General features: G+C 69.8%; 14 protein-coding genes and 1 tRNA gene. 4 read left to right on the top strand and 11 right to left on the bottom strand.

What is annotated here, in order from left to right:
* Positions 1-53: 53 nt before the first annotated feature.
* Together ACFY0T_RS39415 and ACFY0T_RS39410 are read right to left on the bottom strand one after the other, a co-directional pair.
* Positions 54-734, bottom strand: a complete 681-nt coding sequence (locus ACFY0T_RS39415; RefSeq protein WP_388882342.1) for a TetR family transcriptional regulator — start codon at positions 732-734, stop codon at positions 54-56.
* Positions 731-1,741, bottom strand: coding sequence for an acyl-CoA desaturase (locus ACFY0T_RS39410; RefSeq protein WP_388882340.1), 1,011 nt, complete (start codon positions 1,739-1,741; stop codon positions 731-733). Before ACFY0T_RS39410 ends, ACFY0T_RS39415 begins: the two co-directional genes overlap by 4 nt.
* 366 nt (positions 1,742-2,107) lie before the next feature.
* On the opposite strand from ACFY0T_RS39410, the gene ppc reads away from it, so the two are divergent.
* Positions 2,108-4,840, top strand: coding sequence for a phosphoenolpyruvate carboxylase (gene ppc / locus ACFY0T_RS39405; protein ID WP_388882337.1), 2,733 nt, complete (start codon positions 2,108-2,110; stop codon positions 4,838-4,840).
* Positions 4,841-4,920: 80 nt separating this feature from the next.
* Here ppc and ACFY0T_RS39400 read toward each other — a convergent pair whose 3' ends face one another.
* Together ACFY0T_RS39400 and ACFY0T_RS39395 are read right to left on the bottom strand one after the other, a co-directional pair.
* Complete coding sequence (locus ACFY0T_RS39400) at positions 4,921-5,598, bottom strand: LPXTG cell wall anchor domain-containing protein (RefSeq protein ID WP_388882334.1); 678 nt, start codon at positions 5,596-5,598, stop codon at positions 4,921-4,923.
* Between the two features lie 238 nt (positions 5,599-5,836).
* A complete protein-coding gene (locus ACFY0T_RS39395) occupies positions 5,837-6,343 on the bottom strand; it encodes a hypothetical protein (RefSeq protein WP_388882331.1) in 507 nt (168 codons plus the stop codon).
* 121 nt (positions 6,344-6,464) lie between these two features.
* On the opposite strand from ACFY0T_RS39395, the gene ACFY0T_RS39390 reads away from it, so the two are divergent.
* Both ACFY0T_RS39390 and ACFY0T_RS39385 read left to right on the top strand, forming a co-directional pair.
* Entirely contained in the window at positions 6,465-7,691 is a 1,227-nt protein-coding gene (locus tag ACFY0T_RS39390) for a hypothetical protein (RefSeq protein WP_388882328.1), read from the top strand.
* A complete protein-coding gene (locus tag ACFY0T_RS39385; protein WP_388882325.1) occupies positions 7,688-12,178 on the top strand; it encodes a hypothetical protein in 4,491 nt (1,496 codons plus the stop codon). The genes ACFY0T_RS39390 and ACFY0T_RS39385 overlap by 4 nt, the downstream gene beginning before the upstream one ends.
* Here the strand turns inward: ACFY0T_RS39385 and pth are convergent.
* From pth to ACFY0T_RS39355, 6 genes are all read right to left on the bottom strand, one after another.
* Positions 12,135-12,746 (bottom strand): aminoacyl-tRNA hydrolase, encoded by a 612-nt coding sequence (gene pth / locus ACFY0T_RS39380; protein WP_388882322.1) that lies wholly within the window; start codon positions 12,744-12,746, stop codon positions 12,135-12,137. The genes ACFY0T_RS39385 and pth overlap by 44 nt on opposite strands.
* 105 nt (positions 12,747-12,851) lie before the next feature.
* On the bottom strand, positions 12,852-13,445 hold the full coding sequence (locus tag ACFY0T_RS39375; protein WP_388882319.1) for a 50S ribosomal protein L25/general stress protein Ctc: 594 nt from the start codon (positions 13,443-13,445) through the stop codon (positions 12,852-12,854).
* A gap of 195 nt (positions 13,446-13,640) precedes the next feature.
* On the bottom strand, positions 13,641-14,615 hold the full coding sequence (locus ACFY0T_RS39370) for a ribose-phosphate diphosphokinase (RefSeq protein ID WP_388882316.1): 975 nt from the start codon (positions 14,613-14,615) through the stop codon (positions 13,641-13,643).
* 145 nt (positions 14,616-14,760) lie between these two features.
* Positions 14,761-16,209 carry a bifunctional UDP-N-acetylglucosamine diphosphorylase/glucosamine-1-phosphate N-acetyltransferase GlmU gene (gene glmU / locus ACFY0T_RS39365; RefSeq protein ID WP_388882313.1) on the bottom strand — a complete coding sequence of 483 codons (1,449 nt, stop codon included), beginning with the start codon at positions 16,207-16,209 and terminating at the stop codon, positions 14,761-14,763.
* 113 nt (positions 16,210-16,322) lie between these two features.
* A tRNA-Gln gene (locus ACFY0T_RS39360) sits at positions 16,323-16,399 on the bottom strand.
* A gap of 14 nt (positions 16,400-16,413) precedes the next feature.
* Entirely contained in the window at positions 16,414-17,274 is an 861-nt protein-coding gene (locus ACFY0T_RS39355; protein ID WP_388882311.1) for a hypothetical protein, read from the bottom strand.
* Between the two features lie 167 nt (positions 17,275-17,441).
* Here ACFY0T_RS39355 and ACFY0T_RS39350 point away from each other — a divergent pair, with 167 nt between their 5' ends.
* Positions 17,442-18,761 (top strand): sensor histidine kinase, encoded by a 1,320-nt coding sequence (locus ACFY0T_RS39350; protein ID WP_388882308.1) that lies wholly within the window; start codon positions 17,442-17,444, stop codon positions 18,759-18,761.
* Positions 18,762-19,224: 463 nt separating this feature from the next.
* Here the strand turns inward: ACFY0T_RS39350 and ACFY0T_RS39345 are convergent, their stop codons facing one another.
* Positions 19,225-19,719, bottom strand: coding sequence for an SUKH-3 domain-containing protein (locus ACFY0T_RS39345; protein ID WP_388882579.1), 495 nt, complete (start codon positions 19,717-19,719; stop codon positions 19,225-19,227).
* Positions 19,720-19,745 lie beyond the last annotated feature (26 nt).

Below are 19,745 nucleotides of genomic sequence, written 5' to 3'. Positions count from 1 at the left end.
AGAGCCCGTCAGAACGTGCGGTGCCAGGACGTGCGGTGGCCCATCAGGCCCCGTCAGGACTTGCGGTGGCCTATCAACCGCGGCTTCGGCTCCAGGCCGTCCAGGCCGTGCCAAGCCAGGTTCACCAGATGGGCGGCGACCTCCGCCTTGCGGGGCTTGCGGACGTCCAGCCACCACTGGCCGGTCAGGGCGACCATGCCGACCAGGGCCTGGGCGTAGAGCGGGGCCAGCTTCGGGTCGAAGCCGCGGCTCTTGAACTCGCGGCCCAGGATGTCCTCCACCTGGGTGGCGATGTCGGAGATGAGCGAGGCGAAGGAGCCCGTCGACTGGGGGATGGGGGAGTCGCGGACGAGGATGCGGAAGCCGTCCGTGTACTCCTCGATGTAGTCCAGGAGCGCGAAGGCGGCCTGTTCGCACAGTTCGCGGGGGTGGCCCGCCGTCAGCGAGCTGGTCACCATGTCCAGCAGGCGGCGCATCTCGCGGTCCACCACCACCGCGTACAGGCCCTCCTTGCCGCCGAAGTGCTCGTACACCACCGGCTTGGAGACCCCGGCCTTCGCGGCGATCTCCTCCACCGACGTGCCCTCGAAGCCCTTGGCGGCGAACAGCGTGCGGCCGATCTCCAGCAGCTGCTGACGGCGCTCGGCACCGGTCATGCGGGTGCGGCGCGCGCGCCGCGGCTTCTCATTGCTGCTCGAGGTGCTGCTGGAGTCGGTCGCCACGCTGTCAATCATGCCGCGTCGGCGGTTTCCGTCCTGCGGCGGGAGACGGACGGATCGGTGTTGCGGCGGGAATCGATACGCGACCGTGACGGCCAGCGCACGTCGTACGCCCAGCCGAGCTGCTCGCACCAGCGGATGATCCGGGCCGAGGAGTCCAGCTGGCCGCGCTCCACACCGTGCCGCGCCGAGGTCGGGTCGGCGTGGTGCAGGTTGTGCCAGGACTCGCCGCAGGAGAGCACGGCCAGCCACCACACGTTGCCCGAACGGTCACGCGACTTGAAGGGGCGCTTGCCCACCGCGTGGCAGATCGAGTTGATCGACCACGTCACGTGGTGCAACAGCGCCACTCGAACGAGTGAGCCCCAGAAGAAACCCGTGAACGCGCCCCACCATGACATCGTCGCCAGGCCGCCGATCAGGGGAGGAAGGGCGAGGGACAGGGCCGTCCAGAGGATGAACTGGCGCGAGATCGTGCGGATCGCCGGGTCCTTGATCAGGTCGGGCGCGTACTTGTCCTGCGGGGTCTGCTCCTCGTCGAACATCCAGCCGATATGCGCCCACCACAGGCCCTTCATCAGCGCCGGAACCGTCTCGCCGAAGCGCCACGGCGAATGCGGGTCGCCCTCCGCGTCGGAGAACTTGTGGTGCTTGCGGTGGTCGGCGACCCAGCGCACGAGGGGCCCCTCCACCGCCATCGAACCGGCGATCGCCAGCGCGATCCGCAGCGGCCGTTTCGCCTTGAAGGAACCGTGGGTGAAATAGCGGTGGAAGCCGATCGTGATGCCGTGGCAGCCCAGGTAGTAGAAGAAGACCAGCAGGCCGAGGTCCAGCCAGCTCACCCCCCAGCCCCAGGCCAGCGGCACCGCCGCGAGCAACGCGAGGAACGGGACGGTGATGAAGAGGAGAAGCGTGATCTGTTCGAGTGACCGCTTCTGCTCGCCGCCCAGCGTGGCGGAGGGGAGCGGGGTGTCGTTGTTCGCCTGCGGGGCGTCGTCGATCACATCGGAGCTCGTGGTCATGGGCGTCCCCTGTGGGTATCGAGGGTGGAGACAGATGTCCGGGGAGAGGGTTGAGCCAGATGTCCGGGGTACGGATCCCAGGGTGCTCCCGGATTCTGACGGGAGTACCTACGCGTCCGTAACCTACGGCGTCGTAAGTATGGCAGCGCGTAGCCCGGCGGCAAGAGCCCGTGAGCCTGCACGTCCGTATGGACACCTATCCTTGGAGTCGGTCGGACAGCGCGGTCCGTTCTGATTTCTTCCCGGATGCCACGCACCTAAGCGGCACCCGCCGCGCGGTCGCCACCCGGGTTCCCTCCCCAGCCGAGCTTCAGACGAGATTCCACACTCTTCAGACGAGCTTCACCACTGCAAGGAGCCGCACCTGTGAGCAGTGCCGACGACCAGACCACGACGACCAGCAGCGAGCTGCGCGCCGACATCCGCCGCTTGGGTGACCTGCTGGGGGAGACCCTTGTCCGGCAGGAGGGCCCCGAGCTCCTGGAGCTGGTCGAGAAGGTCCGCCGCCTGACCCGCGAGGACGGCGAGGCCGCCGCCGAGCTGCTGCGCGGCACCGAGCTGGAGACCGCCGCCAAGCTGGTCCGCGCGTTCTCGACCTACTTCCACCTGGCGAACGTCACCGAGCAGGTGCACCGAGGCCGCGAGCTGCGCGCCAAGCGCGCCGCCGAGGGCGGACTCCTCGCCCGTACGGCCGACCGGCTCAAGGACGCCGACCCCGAGCACCTGAGGCAGACCGTCAAGCACCTCAACGTGCGCCCGGTCTTCACCGCGCACCCGACGGAAGCCGCCCGCCGCTCGGTCCTCAACAAGCTGCGCCGTATCGCCGCGCTCCTGGAGACCCCGGTCATCGAGGCCGACCGCCGCCGCTACGACACCCGCCTCGCCGAGAACATCGACCTGGTGTGGCAGACGGACGAGCTGCGCGTCGTACGTCCGGAGCCGGCCGACGAGGCCCGTAACGCCATCTACTACCTGGACGAGCTGCACGCCGGTGCGGTGGGTGACGTACTCGAGGACCTGACGGCGGAGCTGGAGCGCGTCGGCGTGACGCTGCCCGACGAGACCCGGCCCCTCACCTTCGGCACCTGGATCGGCGGCGACCGCGACGGCAACCCGAACGTCACCCCCGCCGTCACCTGGGACGTCCTGATCCTCCAGCACGAGCACGGCATCAACGACGCCCTGGAACTCATCGACGAGCTGCGCGGCTTCCTGTCGAACTCCATCCGCTACACGGGCGCCACCGAAGAGCTCCTGGAGTCCCTCCAGACCGACCTGGAGCGCCTGCCGGAGATCAGCCCCCGCTACAAGCGCCTCAACGCCGAGGAGCCCTACCGCCTCAAGGCCACCTGCATCCGGCAGAAGCTGGAGAACACCAAGCAGCGCCTCGCCAAGGGCACCCCGCACGAGGACGGCCGCGACTACCTCGGCACGAGCGAGCTGCTCCAGGATCTGACGCTGATCCAGACCTCGCTGCGCCAGCACCGCGGCGCGCTCTTCGCCGACGGCCGGATGAACCGCACCATCCGCACCCTCGCCGCCTTCGGCCTCCAGCTCGCCACCATGGACGTACGCGAACACGCGGACGCCCACCACCACGCGCTCGGCCAGCTCTTCGACCGCCTCGGCGAGGAGTCCTGGCGGTACGTCGACATGCCCCGCGACTACCGTGCCAAGCTCCTCGCCAAGGAGCTGAGGTCCCGGCGGCCGCTCGGCCCGACCCCCGCGCCGCTCGACGCCGCCGGCCAGAAGACCCTCGGCGTCTTCGAGACGGTCAAGAGGGCCCTGGAGATCTTCGGACCCGAGGTCATCGAGTCGTACATCATCTCGATGTGCCAGGGCGCCGACGACGTCTTCGCCGCCGCCGTCCTCGCCCGCGAGGCCGGACTGCTCGACCTGCACGCCGGCTGGGCGAAGATCGGCATCGTGCCCCTGCTGGAGACGACGGACGAGCTCAAGGCCGCCGACACGATCCTGGAGGACATGCTCTCCGACCCGTCGTACCGCCGTCTCGTGGCGCTGCGCGGCGACGTCCAGGAGGTCATGCTCGGCTACTCCGACTCCTCCAAGTTCGGCGGCATCACCACCTCGCAGTGGGAGATCCACCGCGCCCAGCGCCGCCTGCGCGACGTCGCCCACCGCTACGGCGTACGACTGCGGCTCTTCCACGGCCGCGGCGGCACCGTCGGCCGCGGCGGCGGCCCCTCGCACGACGCGATCCTCGCGCAGCCCTGGGGCACGCTGGAGGGCGAGATCAAGGTGACCGAGCAGGGCGAGGTCATCTCCGACAAGTACCTGGTGCCCTCGCTCGCGCGGGAGAACCTGGAACTCACCGTCGCCGCCACGCTCCAGGCCTCCGCGCTGCACACCGCCCCGCGCCAGTCCGACGAGGCGCTGGCCCGCTGGGACGCGGCGATGGACGTCGTCTCCGACGCCGCGCACGACGCCTACCGGCGACTCGTCGAGGACCCGGACCTCCCGGCGTACTTTTTCGCCGCCACGCCCGTGGACCAGCTCGCCGACCTGCACCTCGGCTCACGGCCCTCCCGCCGCCCCGACAGCGGCGCCGGTCTCGACGGACTGCGGGCCATCCCGTGGGTCTTCGGCTGGACCCAGTCGCGGCAGATCGTGCCGGGCTGGTTCGGCGTCGGCTCCGGCCTGAAGGCGCTCCGCGAAGCCGGCCTCGACACCGTGCTCGACGAGATGCACGAGCAGTGGCACTTCTTCCGCAACTTCCTCTCCAACGTCGAGATGACGCTGGCCAAGACGGATCTGCGGATCGCCCGCCACTACGTCGACACCCTCGTCCCCGACGACCTCAAGCACGTGTTCGCCACCATCGAGGCCGAACACGAGCTCACCGTCCGCGAGGTGCTCCGCGTCACCGGCGGCGAAAAGCTCCTGGACACCAACCCGGTGCTCCAGCAGACCTTCGCCATCCGCGACGCCTACCTGGACCCCATCTCCTACCTCCAGGTCGCCCTGCTCAAGCGCCAGCGCGACGAGGCGGCCGCCGGTGCGGAAGCGGACCCGCTGCTCTCGCGGGCCCTGCTCCTGACGGTCAACGGTGTGGCGGCGGGGCTGCGCAACACCGGCTGAGGTCCTCGTAGATATGGCGGTGCCCCCGTGTTCGTACGAACCCGGGGGCACCGCTTTTGCCTATGTCAGGCGTTGCCCTGTCAGGCGTTGTTCGCCTTGCGGCGGCGGAACACCAGGTAGCCGCCCGCCGCGACGAGCGCGGCCGCCGCGGCCGAGAGGGTGCCGACGGGGGCGCTGCTGCCGGTCTCGGCGAGGTCGCCGCCGCCCTGCGCGGACGGGGAGGAGGACGCCGACGGGGCCGCTTCGCCGGAGGAGGCGGTCGAGGTCGGGGACGCGCTCGCCCCCGCCGAGCCGGACGCGGAGGCGGACGGCGTCGCCGAGGCGGACGGCGTCGTGCCGCCCCCCTGCTCGTCCTCGCAGTCCGTCCAGAACACCTTGTGCTTCGCGGCACCCTTCTCGCCGTCGAAGTTCCAGAACAGCTTGTAGTGGCCGTCGGGCAGCGACAGGTCGTTCGTGCGGCCGTGGCCCTCGGCGTCGAGCGTGATGTCGCCGGACTTCACGGTCTCGCCCTTCACATCGGCGGTCGGGGCCCAGGCCTCGATGTGCCAGTCGACCTGCTGGACGCCGTCGAAGCCGAAGGCGTCGAGGTAGAAGGTGCAGACGTGCGGCTCGTTCTTGCGGAGCTCCTCGCCGGTGGTGGCGTCGTGGATCTTCACGGTGCCGTTGTCGCCAGGGGCGGTGGCGTGGGCGGAGGGGGCCATCAGAAGCACTGCGGATGCGCCGGCGACGAGAGCGCCGGCGCGGGTGAGGGTACGCATGGGCAGTCCATCTTCGAGAAGAGAAACGGAAGATGTGGAGGGGGCGGCTCAGCATCGTGTCCCGCTGACTACCGGTCAAGCGGAAGGAAATCCCTCGTGCACCCTGTGTCGCGTATCGCCCCAATAGTCACGCATAACAATCAGGGAACGCACAGACTTTCCATGGATGCAAAGACGAGCCCGGCCGGAGAGCCTCAGGTCAGGGCACCAGTTCAGGTCGGCAGGTCAGGTCGGCAGGTCAGAGCGCCAGGAACGTGGCCGTCAGCTGGGCGAGCCCCAGCCCCGCCATCACCCACGCCGCCCGCGTCAGCCGCAGACCGCCCGCGACCACGACCGAGGCGAGCAACAGGGCGCCGCCCAGCGGGATCCACGCGTAGAGCAGTCCGGCCGGGCCGCTGCGCACGACCTCACTGCTGCCGGGCTTCACCGTGACCGTGTACGTCTGGCCCTTCTTCACCGCCACCGACTGCTCGATGGTCACGCGAGCCCGTGCCTTCGAACCCGCCGACGTCGGCGTGTACGGCCCTGTACAGGACCCGTCCGCACACGCCTTCACGGCGAGCGTCCCCTGCTCCCGGCCCTTGCTCAGCATCACATGCTGGGCGGTGCCCCAGGACGCCCAGACGCCCGCGATCAGGATCAGCCCGGCGACCGCGCCCATCGCCGCGAGCCGTCCGAACTGCAGCGCCGCGTGCGCGTTCTGACGGGAGGTTCTGGAGGAGACGGCAGGCATGGCGGGGATCATTGGCCATGGGGTCACTGGAAGTCAATGTCGGTCCGAGCGGGAACTTTCGGTAGCCTCCCACAACTTCCTTAGAATGAACGGGAGATGGCAACGAAGGTATGAGGGGCTTCGGGGGAGAGCGATGAGTGCGTTGCTGTTCATTCACGGTACGGGCGTACGGCAGCCGGCGTACGGAGAGACGCTGACACTGCTGCGCGATCGGCTCGGAGCCCTCGTCCCGGAGGCCCCGGTGTACGACTGCTACTGGGGCGAGGCGTTCGGTGTGCCGCCGAATGTGGGAGCCGCGGTGCTGCCCGGCGCTCCCGTACCCGCACCCGAACCGGAACCCGTCGTGGTGGAAGAACTCGCCGAGGACGACCGGGACGCCGTGACCTGGGGTGTGCTCTACGAGGACCCGCTGGCGCCGCTACGCCGCCAGAAAGGTGACGACGGCGGTCTCGACGACGCCGGAGGCCTGATGTTCGCAGACCGCTCGGGCCAGCGGGTCGAGAACCGCGCCCGTGCTCTCGCCGCCGAGCCCCCGGCCTCGCTGGAGCGGCTCCTCGACATCGCGGGCGCCCGGGAGGAATTCGAGCCCGCCCTGACCGCGGTCCTCGACAGCCCCGAGGGCCGCGACGCCCTCACGTTCGGGCTGGGCCCCGGCGCGCTGCCCCAGGCGGTCGCCACCGCGACCGTGGCCCAACTCGCCGGCGGCGCCCAGCGGCGCGGCGCCCCCCTGCTGTGGACCACGCAGGAGCGCGACGCGGCCGTCCGGATCATCACCGGCGAACTGGGCGGCCAGGTCCGCGGACTCGGTCTTCTCCTGGTCCTCGGCCACGGCTACGCAGCCCACAAGCTCGGCGTGATGCGCGCGGTCGAGAAGCGCCGGGCATGGCTGATGACGCGCAGCCACCCCACCGCCGGCGACATCCTCAAGTACCTGGCGCGCGGCCACGGCCTGCGCACCCTCATCAAGGACCGCGTCACGGAGGTCGCCCGCACCCACGGGCCCGTGGTGCTGTTCGCGCACAGCCTCGGAGGCGTCGCCGCCGTGGACCTGCTGGCCCAGGAGGAGCTGCCCGGCGTACGGCATCTGGTCACCGCCGGATCGCAGGCCGCGCACCTGCACGAGATCGGCGCGCTGCCCGGTCTGGACCCCGGCAGCCCGCTGCCCGAGCACTTCCCCAGCTGGACCAACGTGTACGACCGCCGCGACCTGCTCGGCTTCACCGCCGAACCGGTGTTCCCAGGGCGTGTGACGGACGTCGAGCTGTCCAGCGGAGAGCCCTTCCCGGCCGCGCACAGCGGCTACTTCCCCAACCCAAAGGTTCACGGGCTGCTCGCCGGCATCCTGCAGAGCGGCACATGAGCACCGAGCAGCCGCGTCTTGATCCGAGGCAGACCTTCGCGGTGATCGTCGCCGTGGAGACGTACACCCACGGGAAGATCACCCCTCTCGACGGTCCCGCCCAGGACGCCCTCGGCCATGCCCAGTGGCTGCTCGACAGCGGCGTACCCGCGCGGAACATCCGGCTGTGCGTATCCGCAATGCCCCACAACGACGCCGACGTCCGTGCCAGGGCCCTCGCCATGGGGGTCCCCGTCCTCCCCGCCACCCACGACATGGTGTGGGAGATCATCGACAAGGAGCTGCCCGAACGGCACGACGACCTGCTGTGGTTCGCCTGGAGCGGGCACGGAGCGCTGGATCCGCGCACCGACGAACACCGCCTTTTCTTCGCCGACGCCGCACCCGACAGGGAGTACGCACTCAACCTGGACAACCTCCAGAAGGCGTTCCTGCACAGCCCCCGCTTCCAGAACATCCGGCACAAGGCGCTCTTCGTCGACGCCTGCCGGCACTTCCAGGCCAGCGTCGGGGGATACGGGGGCCGCAGCCTCTCCCTCCCCGCCGGGGAGGGAGCCCGCTCACCGCTGCTGACCATGTACGCGGTCCAGGACGGAGCCTTCGCCTCCAGCGAGCCGGAGGGCGGAAACTTCACTCGTGCTCTGCTCAACGAGCTCGACAGCGCCTCCAAGACGGCCACGTCCTGGCCACCCGACCTCACACGGCTGATCGAGCCGGTCCGCGAGCGCACGGCCGAGCTCGCCGACCGGCAGACACCCCGCATCGACGCCCGCGACTGGAACGGCACCCCCTACCGATGGGACGCGCCGACCCCTCGAGCCCCCGGACTCCTCGACCACCGCGAGGCGATCCGCAAACTCGGCCCCAAGGGCACCTACCTCAGCGGCGACACACTGCCCTACGTCGCCCCCGATGACCCCGACGACCGCGCCTGCCCCGAGAACCTGCTGGCCCGGCTCGCCGACCCGCCCACCACCTCCGGATATGGCGGACCCCTGCGCGGCGTCCTGCTCACCGCACCCGCCGGCGCCGGAAAGACACGCACCTGCCTGGAGGTCGCCCGGCTCGCCCACGAGAACAAGTGGCAGGTACTGCACCTCGAACAGGATGCCGGACTGTCCGCATACGACCTGCTCGCCGAGGTCCAGGAAGAGATCAAAGCCCGGCCCGACCGGCCCCTCCTGCTGATCTTCGACTACCTCGACCAGCACCACCGCCTCGACCTGAAGGCCCTCGGCCGCGCCCTGTACGCGGAGGACCAGGCCGGCGGACGCATCGCCTGCCTGGCCTCGGTGCGCCCCGGCGCCCTGCGAGACGTCCGCAAAAGCGGCTCCCAGGACCTGTTCGAGGAGATCGGACTCTCCCAGGACGAGTCCTACCGCAAGGCCGTCGCCGCGCAGATCTTCGCCACGGCCGCCCCCCGCGCCCTCGAAGCCTGGGGCTATTCGAAGATGACCGAGATCTGCGGAGAGCGGCCCATCTTCGCGCTGCTCCACGCCCTCGCCGTGGAACAACTCGTCGGCACCGACGGACCGCCGGCCGCCCCACCCCGCCCCCGAGACCTCGTGAACTGGCTCGACCGGCGAACCCCCGAGGGCATCGGCTCCCAGACCGACGGACCCCCGGCTCGCACCGCCCTGCTCGCGGCCACCGTCGCCGCCCTTTCCTGCGCCCAGGAGCGCGAGGCCGTCGAAGCAGCCGTCGACCGGTTCCTGGACGCCCACGCCCTGGGACACGACGACGACGGCGAGAGCACCGTCAACCACCTCGAAGCGCTCGGATGGCTCGTGCCCACCAAGGCCGACGGCCCCGACACGATGGACACGGTCCACGACATCGTCACCGATGCCTTCCTCCAGCAGACCTGTCTGAAGGACGCCTCAACCTTCCACTCCGCCACCCTGCGCAAACTCCTCTCCGCGCTCCTCGGCGACCTGCGCTCGTTCCGCCGGGCCACCGGACACCTCAACCGCTGGGCCGCCGACCTCGACGACCAGAAACAGGGCCGGATCGCGGCAGCCTGCTCCCGCTGGCTGGGCGAGCACGCGGAGGCCTTCGTGGACATGCTGCTCAGCAGCCCCGAACACGGCATGCGCCTCCTCGTGGCGATGGTCTCCACCACCCCCTGGCGGCAGGGGATCACCGAAAACTGGGACGCCGTCGTCGCCCGCTGGACACGAGATGTCGCTGAGCGCTCGCTCACCCGGCTCTTCCTCGCCAACGCCATCCGCAATTGCGACGACCAACCGCCCGCTCCCCTCACGGCCGCGGCGCTGACCTGGCTGGACGGGAACGCGGACACCGACCTCGACGCCGTCCACCTGATCAACACCCTGGCCCGATCCGTGGCCGACGAGGACCGCGATCGCCTCGAAGCCCGCACCAGCGCCTGGCTCCGCCGGTACGGGGCCGCCCCCGAGGCCCGCAACCGCCTCGAACTCCTCCTCCAATGCCACGACCACCGCGGTGCCACCGCCGACGAGATCACCCGCACCGCCCTCGCACTGGCCGAGCGATGCTCCCGCGACCTCGGCACCGAACGGCTGCTGATTCCCCTCCTGCGCTCCGACCACATGGCCGAGAACGACTGGCGCCGCATCTCCACCGCCACACAACAGTGGCTCAAGGAACAGCAGACCCGCGAACGCGCCGCGTTCGTCCTCTCCGCGGCGCTGCGCCAGGACAAGCTCCCCGCCTCCGCAGCCGAGTACATCGCCAAGCTCGCCCTGGGCTGGCTCGGCCTGCACGGCCGCAAGACCGTCGCCGGATTCGTCCTCACCCAGGTCCTGGAACGATGCGACATCCCCGACAAGCTCCTCCAGCGGGCCATCGAGCGCGCCCACAGCTGGCTCACCATCCACGGCACCCGGACACGGGCCTCGCACGTCATCGCCCGCCTCCTCAGCCACAACTGGACCGGTACCCCGCACAGCGACCCCCGCACGGCCGTCACCCGCGCCCTGACCTGGCTCGAGACCCACGCCGACACCCGAGCCGCGGACTTCGTCCTGAGACTCCTCCTCAGGCTCCCCGACGCCACCACCGACGACCTCGACGCCGCCACTGTCGCCGACCAGTCCGGCGAGCACGCGCTCACCTGGCTCGAGAAATACGGCGCCACATCCGACGACACCCAGACGCTGACCTATCTCCTCGCCCTCCTCACCCGCGACCGGGAACTCCAGGAGCGGACCGCCCGCGCTCTGGAACTCCAGGAGCAGACCGCCCGCGCTCTGGAACTCCAGGAGCGGACCGCCCGCGCGGTGACCGTCGCACTGCTCCGGCTCGAAAGGCCCGGCCCTCCGCAGCAGATGGAGTGTCACCCGCTCCGCGAACTTCTGAAGATCAAGGAACTGCCCGAGCACCAGCAGGAACGCGTCCTCGCCCTCGCAACGACCTGGCTGCGCCACCACAACGACATCGCCGAGGCCCCCTTCGTCCTCACCGGGCTCATCGGCCAGGCCCGCTTCCGCGGAGCGCAGGACGTCCTCGCCCTCGCCGTTGAGCGCGCTCTGGCCTGGCTCGACAAGTACGGCGACCACGACAGAGTCGGCTCTGTCCTCTGGGCGCTGCTGAAATGCCAGGACATCGCGACAGAGACCCTCGACGCCGCCACCGTCGCCGACCGGACCTTCGAACTCACCCTGGCCTGGCTGGCCGAGGAAGCCCCACAGGACCCACGGCGCCTGGAACAGGACCTCTCGCTCCTGCGGATCCTGCTGGCCCGCGGCCCCGAATTCACCCCCGACCAGGCAGAATGCGCCGCGCTGCGCACCGTGGCCCGCCTCCGCGGCCAGCACCGGAACAACCGAACAGGGGACAGAAACCCCGTACTGGAACTCCTCCTGAAACTCCCACCCCTGCACCCGGAGACGGAGCGAGGGGCCATCCGGTGCGCGAAGAAGTGGCTCGGTCACCGACCCGCCGACCTGACCGAGGACGACTCCTTCATCCTCAGCCGGTTGCTGCAACGCCTGGAGACCGTCGAATCCCCCGACGCGGCCGCGATCCGGTTGGCCCTCGGCTGGCTCAAGAACCACGGCACGGCCGAAAGCGCCAGCTTCGTACTCCGCCGCCTCCTGGAAATCGAGGCCCTCCCCCTGGAGGTGCGAAAGCCGGCCCTCGGGTACGCGGTGGACTGGCTCGACGAGCACAGCCCCCTCGAGGTCGCCTCTTTCGTCCTCGCTCCCGTGCTGTTCCGTCTGCAGGAAGCCGGCCTTCCGGACCCCGGCACGGTACGGCAGGCCCTCGACTGGCTCGCCGAGCACGGCCAGGGCGAGCACGCCTGGCGTGTCATCAGAAGCCTCGGCGAATACGCCGGCGCCGCCCCGCACCACACGGCGATACGGGACTATGCCGAGGCCTGGATCACCGCCCACCCCGACGCGACCGCTGAGCACGCCCACCTGGAGCGCTGCCTCGAGGCGCCGGCCACGACACCCGTCACGAGTTGTACGTCGACTGCGCCCGCTCCAGGCCCTCGATGACCAGGCACTCCACCGCGTCCGCCGCTCGGTCCACGAAGTAGTCGAGCTCCTTGCGCTCGGCCGAGGAGAAGTCCTTCAGCACGAAATCGGCGACCTGCATACGGCCCGGAGGGCGCCCGATGCCGAACCGCACCCGGTGGTAGTCCGGACCCATCGCCTTCGTCATGGACTTCAGCCCGTTGTGGCCGTTGTCGCCGCCGCCGAGCTTCAGCCGCAGCACGCCGTAGTCGATGTCCAGCTCGTCATGGACGGCCACGATGTTCGCCACCGGCACCTTGTAGAAGTCCCGCAGCACGTTCACCGGGCCGCCGGACAGGTTCATGTACGACATCGGCTTGGCCAGGATCACTCGGCGGTTCGCCGGACCGGGCGGGCCGATACGCCCCTCGATCACCTGCGCCTGCGCCTTCCCGGCCCGCTTGAACTTCCCGCCGATCCGCTCGGCCAGCAGGTCGGCGACCATGAAGCCCACGTTGTGCCGGTTCATGGCGTACTCGGGGCCGGGATTGCCGAGGCCCACGATCAGCCAGGGGGCGCCCGCGTCGGTCGTCACGTCCGTGTCTCCCATGTGTCCTTGATACGCGCCGTGTCCTTGATACGCGCCGTGTCCTTGATACGCGCCGGCCGCCGCTCCGTGCGGGAGCGGCGGCCGGCGGATGAGAATCCGGGGGGATCAGGCCTCGGCGGCCTCTTCGCCCTCACCCTCGCCCTCGGCGGAGGGCTCCTCGGCCTGAGCGGCCAGGACCTGCAGAACGACCGCGTCCTCGTCGATCGCCAGCGTGGTGCCCGCGGGGAGCGGGATGTCCTTGGCGTGGATGGAGGCGCCGGCCTCAAGACCCTCGACGGAGACGGTGACCGACTCCGGGATGTGGGTGGCCTCGGCCTCGACCGTCAGCGTGTTCAGCACGTGCTCGAGCAGGTTGCCGCCCGCGGCCAGCTCACCCTCGGTCTGGACGAAGACCTCGACGGTGACCTTCTCGCCGCGCTTCACCAGGAGCAGGTCGACGTGCTCGAGGAAGCCCTTGATCGCGTCACGCTGCACGGCCTTCGGGATCGCCAGCTGGGTCTTGCCCTCGATGTCCAGGGACAGCAGGACGTTCGGCGTGCGCAGGGCGAGCAGCAGCTCGTGGCCCGGCAGCGTCACGTGGACCGGGTCGGCACCGTGGCCGTAGACCACGCCGGGAACCTTGCTCTCACGGCGGATGCGGCGGGCGGCACCCTTGCCGAACTCGGTACGGGTCTCGGCGACGAGCTTGACCTCGGACATGTTCACTCCTCGTAGATCTTGGGGAAGGTGGTCACCCGGCCAAAACCATCGGCCTGCTACGAAGAGCGCGTCGATAACGGACCGCCGTTCCGCCTTGTGAAGCGGTACGGCCTCCCTCGCCGAGCAACTGTGACAGCTTACGCGGCGGGGAGGCCGTACAAGAAATCGATCTAGGGGATCGAGGAGGGCGAGGGCTTACTGCTCCTCGAACAGGCTCGTCACCGAACCGTCCTCGAAGACCTCGCGGACCGCGTTCGCGATCGTCGGCGCGATCGACAGCACCGTGATCTTGTCGAGCTCCAGCTCACCCGGGGTCGGCAGGGTGTCCGTGAAGATGAACTCGCTGACCTTGGAGTTCTTCAGACGGTCGGCCGCCGGGCCGGAGAGCACACCGTGCGTGGCCGTCACGATGACGTCCTCGGCGCCGTGGGCGAACAGGGCGTCGGCGGCGGCGCAGATCGTGCCACCGGTGTCGATCATGTCGTCGACCAGGACACAGACGCGGCCCTCCACATCACCGACGACCTCGTGGACGGTGACCTGGTTGGCGACGTCCTTGTCGCGGCGCTTGTGCACGATCGCGAGGGGGGCGTCGAGACGGTCGCACCAGCGGTCGGCGACGCGCACGCGGCCGGCGTCGGGGGAGACGACGGTCAGCTTGTCGCGGTCGACCTTCGTACCCACGTAGTCCGCGAGGATCGGCAGCGCGAACAGGTGGTCGACCGGGCCGTCGAAGAAGCCCTGGATCTGGTCGGTGTGCAGGTCGACCGTGAGGATGCGGTCCGCACCGGCCGTCTTCATCAGGTCCGCGATCAGACGCGCCGAGATCGGTTCACGTCCACGGTGCTTCTTGTCCTGCCGGGCGTAACCGTAGAAGGGCACGATGACGGTGATGGAGCGGGCCGACGCGCGCTTCAGCGCGTCGATCATGATCAGCTGCTCCATGATCCACTTGTTGATCGGAGCCGTGTGGCTCTGCATCAGAAAGCAGTCGGCGCCGCGCGCGGACTCCTGGTAGCGGATGTAGATCTCGCCGTTGGCGAAGTCGAAGGCCTTCGTCGGGACGACCCCGACACCCAGCTGGTGGGCGACCTCCTCGGCAAGCTCGGGGTGGGCGCGGCCGGAGAAGAACATCATCTTCTTCTCGCCGGTCGTCTTGATCCCGGTCACAGCACTGTCTCCTCAGAGGTGTCTCAGCTGGGCGTTGAGAGGACATCTCCACTGGGCGCGAGAGGTCGTCTCAGCTGGGGGTGCGGATGCACGGTGCGCTTGTGCACTTATCACGGTACGCCGTGTCAGACGTGCCTGATTCCGGTCAGGCTTCGCCTTCCGGCTCCCGGGAGGCCGCCTCCGCCGCCTTCGCGGCCGCGCTCCCCGGACGCTTACGGGCCACCCAACCCTCGATATTCCGCTGCTGGCCACGGGCCACGGCCAGCGAACCGGGCGGCACGTCCTTGGTGATGACCGAGCCCGCCGCGGTGTACGCGCCGTCCCCGATCGTGACAGGAGCCACAAACATGTTGTCCGAACCGGTACGGCAGTGCGAGCCGACCGTGGTGTGGTGTTTGTCCTGCCCGTCGTAGTTCACGAAGACGCTGGCGGCACCGATGTTGGAGTACTCGCCGATCGTCGCGTCGCCCACGTAGGAGAGGTGCGGGACCTTCGTGCCCTCGCCGATCTTCGCGTTCTTCGTCTCGACGTACGTGCCGACCTTGGCCTTCAGCCCGAGGCGGGTGCCGGGGCGGAGGTAGGCGAACGGGCCGACGGAGGCCTGCGGGCCGACCTCGGCGCTGTCGGCGACGGTGTTGTCGATCCGGGCCCCGGCCCCCACCTTGGTGTCCTTCAGGCGGGAGTTGGGCCCGACCTCGGCGCCCTCACCCAGGTGCGTGGCGCCCTGCAACTGCGTCCCCGGGTGCACGATCGCGTCCCGCTCGAACGTGACGGTGACGTCGATCCAGGTGGTCGCCGGGTCGATGACCGACACCCCGGCCAGCATGGCCTGCTCGAGCAGCCGGTCGTTGAGGATGCGGCGGGCCTCGGCGAGCTGGACGCGGTTGTTGATGCCGGCGATCTCGCGGTGATCGGCGGCGACGGCCGCGCCGACGCGGTGCCCGGCCTCGCGCAGGATCCCGAGGACGTCGGTCAGATACTCCTCACCCTGGCTGTTGTCCGTACGCACCTTGCCGAGGGCGTCCGCGAGGAGCTGCCCGTCGAAGGCGAAGACCCCGGAGTTGATCTCACGGATGGCCCGCTGCGACTCGCTGGCGTCCTTGTGCTCGACGATCGCGGTGACCGCGCCGCTGGCGCCGTCCCGCACGATGCGGCCGTAGCCGGTGGCGTCGGGGACCTCGGCGGTGAGCACGGTGACGGCGTTGCCGTCCTCCGTGTGCGTGGCCGCGAGGCGCTGCAGGGTCTCGCCGCTGAGCAGCGGGGTGTCGCCGCAGACCACGACGACGGTGCCGTCGACGCGTCCGCCCAGCTCTTCGAGCCCCATCCGCACGGCGTGCCCGGTGCCGTTCTGCTCGGCCTGCACGGCCGTCCGTACGCCCGGGTCGATCTCGGCGAGATGCGCGACGACCTTCTCGCGGGCGTGCCCCACGACCACGACCAGGTTCTCGGGATCCAACTCGCGCGCGGCGGCGAGTACATGGCCGACGAGGGAGCGGCCACAGATGTCGTGCAGAACCTTCGGTGTGGCCGACTTCATACGGGTGCCCTCACCCGCTGCAAGAACGACGACGGCTGCCGGGCGATTGGCGCTCACGGGTATGCCCTTCGGCTTCGGATGGGGGGTTTTGACATCCGCAGGATACCGGGGCGTATCAGCAGCGACATGAGAGCGGGCCCTGACAGAGCTGTCAGGGCCCGAACCGTTTGCTCCCGGGGCAGGAGTCGAACCTGCGTCGTACCTGGATTCAAAGTCCAGTCGCCCCTACCGACAGAGCAACCCGGGAATGCCGGGGTTAGCCTACGGGGTTCGTAGTTCGGCTGCCACCACCATCCCAGTCCACCAGCCTTCGATGCGCCGGTACAGCTCGGCGCCCCGCGAGACGCGGATCACGAGGCAGCCTCGATAGTTCTCGCCCACGTTCTTGCGGACGGTCTTGGGGTTGTGCTTCTTGATGGTCGTCTTCTGGAATACGGAGACGTTGACTCCGACGAGGTCGGCCCAGTAGCGCTTGGCGCCCTCTATGTCAGCCGTGATGTGGATCATGACGCGGTACTGCAGGCGCTCAGGCTCGACACCCAGCAGGGTCAGCCACGCCAAGTAGAGCTGGATGACGCCCGGATCGCTGTTGACGAAGTTGACCGTCTCCCGACGGTCGTACGGCTTGTCCTTCGCGCCTTCCGCCCAGTACAGGGCTACCCCGGCTACGAACAGGTCCCGGTCAGTCATTGTGCCGATCTCACGAGTGGCTGCCTCCTTCGTTTGCTTGCGCTCCTTGTCCCGCACCGCCAGCTCGTGCTCCCATCGCTTCCGCGCCGCCAGCTTCGCCTGCTCCGTCGGGTCCCGCCGCTCCGGCTTCGGCAGATCCCGTACCCACAGTGAGATCGAACTCTTTGAGCAGCCCAGCTCGACCTGGATCTGGTCGTACGTCCAGCCCTGGAGCCGTAGCTCCCGGGCCCTGTCGCGGAGGTCGTCCTTCGCGTTCGGGCGTTTGGTCCACTGCGGGGGCGGCTCACCCTCCAGGAGGCGATTGAGGATGTCGTTGTTGTCGACGTGGAGCCGGTCTCGGATCTGACGGCGGCTGAGTCCCGCCCGTCGCAGCGCTACCGCCCGCTCCCGCAGCCCCTCGAAGTCGGCGTATTTGCCATGTGCGTGTGCCATGGGCATACCGTCCGGGCGGAATGTGGGCTTCCGTGGGCGAACGGTGAGCGATTCAGCAGTTCGAGGGATACCGGCCGGTTTCGCTTCTGTTCGATTACGGAGGGTGGTGTAGGCCAGTAGGCGAAACTCACCGGAAAAGGGGCGGGGGGCGACCGTAGGCTGGAGGCATGACCACGACGGGGGAAGAGCACACCGCGGCCGGGACCGGGCCGTGGTGGTGGGTCAGGTGGCGCAGTGCGGTGCTGGACGCGGGGCTCGCGACGGCGTCCGCGGTGGAGTGCGCGGGGGAGGGAGTTCGGTTCGCGCATGACGCGGGGCTGCCGGTGCCGGTGGGCGTCGGGTTTGGGCTGATCGCCGGGGCGGTGCTGTTGCTGCGGCGGAAGTGGCCTATCGCCGTTGTTCTGGTTTCCATCGCGATAACGCCTGCCCAGATGGGGTTCCTGATGGGGCTCGTCGGGCTGTACACGCTTGCCGCGTCCGAGTTGCCGCGGCGGATCATCGGGGCGCTGGCGGGGATGTCCTTCGCCGGGATGCTGATCGTGACGTTCGTGCGGGCGCATCAAGGGGTCGTGCGCGGGGACGTGACCATGGGGGATTGGTTCGTCCCCTTCATCTCTATTACGACCGCCATCGGGATGACCGCTCCGCCCGTCCTGCTCGGGTTGTACGTGGGGGCGCGGCGCCGGCTGATGGAGAGCCTGCGGGAGCGGGCGGACTCGTTGGAGCGGGAGCTGCAGCTGCTGGCCGAGCGGGCCGAGGAGCGGGCTGAGTGGGCGCGGAACGAGGAGCGGACGCGGATCGCTCGCGAGATGCATGACGTGGTTGCGCATCGGGTGTCTTTGATGGTCGTGCATGCGGCTGCCCTTCAGGCCGTGGCTCGGAAGGATCCCGAGAAGGCCGTGCGGAACGCGGCGCTTGTGGGGGACATGGGGCGGCAGGCGTTGACCGAGTTGCGGGAGATGCTGGGGGTGCTGCGTACGGGGGAGGGGCTGGGGGTGCGGGTGCCGCCGGTGCCGCCGATGCCGTTGGCCGCGGTGGGGGCGGCGGCTGCCGCGGCGGCTTCGCGGGCCGCTGACGCTTCCGGGGCTGCGGATGGGCCCTGTCTCGCCGAGCTGGACGAGCTCATCGGGCAGTCGGCGGCTGCGGGGATGGTCGTCGATCTGTCGGTGGAGGGGGATGTGCGGGCCTATGCGCCGGAGGTCGAGCAGACGGCGTATCGGGTGGTGCAGGAGGCGTTGACGAACGTCCACAAGCACGCGGCGGGTGCGAAGACGCATGTGCGGTTGGCGCATCGGGTGTCGGAGATCGCGATGCAGGTGGAGAACGAGTGTCCGTCGGAGGCGGGGGTCGTGTCGTCCGTGCGGTTGCCCAGTGGGGGGAATGGGTTGCTGGGGATGAAGGAGCGGGTGGCTGCGTTGGGGGGCGTGTTTGTGTCTGGGCCTACGGAGGCGGGGGGGTTTCGGGTGTCTGCGGTGATCCCGGCGTAGGCGCTGCCGCTGGGCTGGGCTGGATTTGGTGGTCGGCGCGCTTTCCGCCGGTGGGTGGGGCGGGGCCGTGACGGTACATCCGCCCCGTCGGCGGTTGCAGCTTGGCGTGGTGTCATTGCTCGGCCTGGTGATCATTACGGGGCGACGGGGCATTTGATGTACCGTCACGGCCCCTTCCGTGCGTGGGCGGCTGCGGGTGTGTCCCACCCGCCCTGCCTGCCCCTCCATTGCGGCAGGCAGCAATTACCAGTGCGTCCGGCGCCCGAGATCCAGGCGAGCCGCATCCCATGCGTCCCGCTCGCCCTGTTCCCGCCGCCTGGCACTCTCCCCACCCGGCCGGAGCGGGCGATCGTGTCTTAGCCCCGTCCGGCGTTTGAGGACGAGGCCGTCAAGGCCGATGTAAGGGTCTGGGGGCGCAGCCCCCGGGTGCGGGGCGGAGGGGGCCAGAAAAGCCTGGGTGGGGTCAGCCGGCGGTGAGGCGGGGCGGCTCTATGCCGGAGAGGAGGGCGGTGAGGGCTGCGTCGATGGTGGGGCCGAGGTACCAGTCGCCGGTGTGGTCGAGGGTGTAGACGCGGCCCTCGGCGTCGATGGCGAGGAGGGCGCGGGTGTCCGGCTCCTCGCCGAGGGGGCAGACCTCGGTGCCCAGGGCGCGGCCGAGGTCGCCGAGGGTGCGGGCCATGTGGAGGCCGTGCAGCGGGTCGAGGTGGAGGGCGGCGGGGGCGAGCTGGCGGCCGGGCCCCGATGAGCGGATGCGGAGGCCGCCGAATTCCGCCCATGCCTCCACCGCCGCCGGGAACACGGCGTGCCGGTGCCCGGCCGGCGACGCGTGGCTGCGCAGCGCGTCGGCCCAGTACTCGGCCTGCTTTATGTCCCAGCGCCCGGGCTGCCACCCCGCGGAGCGCAGCGCGGCGTCCACGGGGACGGAGAAGCGTGTGGTGGAGGAGCGGTCGGCGTGCATCTGCCCTTCGTTCGTCGAGGGTTGGG

The sequence above is a fragment of the Streptomyces sp. NPDC001530 genome (assembly GCF_042894545.1).
Lineage (GTDB): Bacteria > Actinomycetota > Actinomycetes > Streptomycetales > Streptomycetaceae > Streptomyces.
Note: the sequence above shows the minus strand (reverse complement) of the source record. Positions and strands in the feature narration are given on the sequence as shown.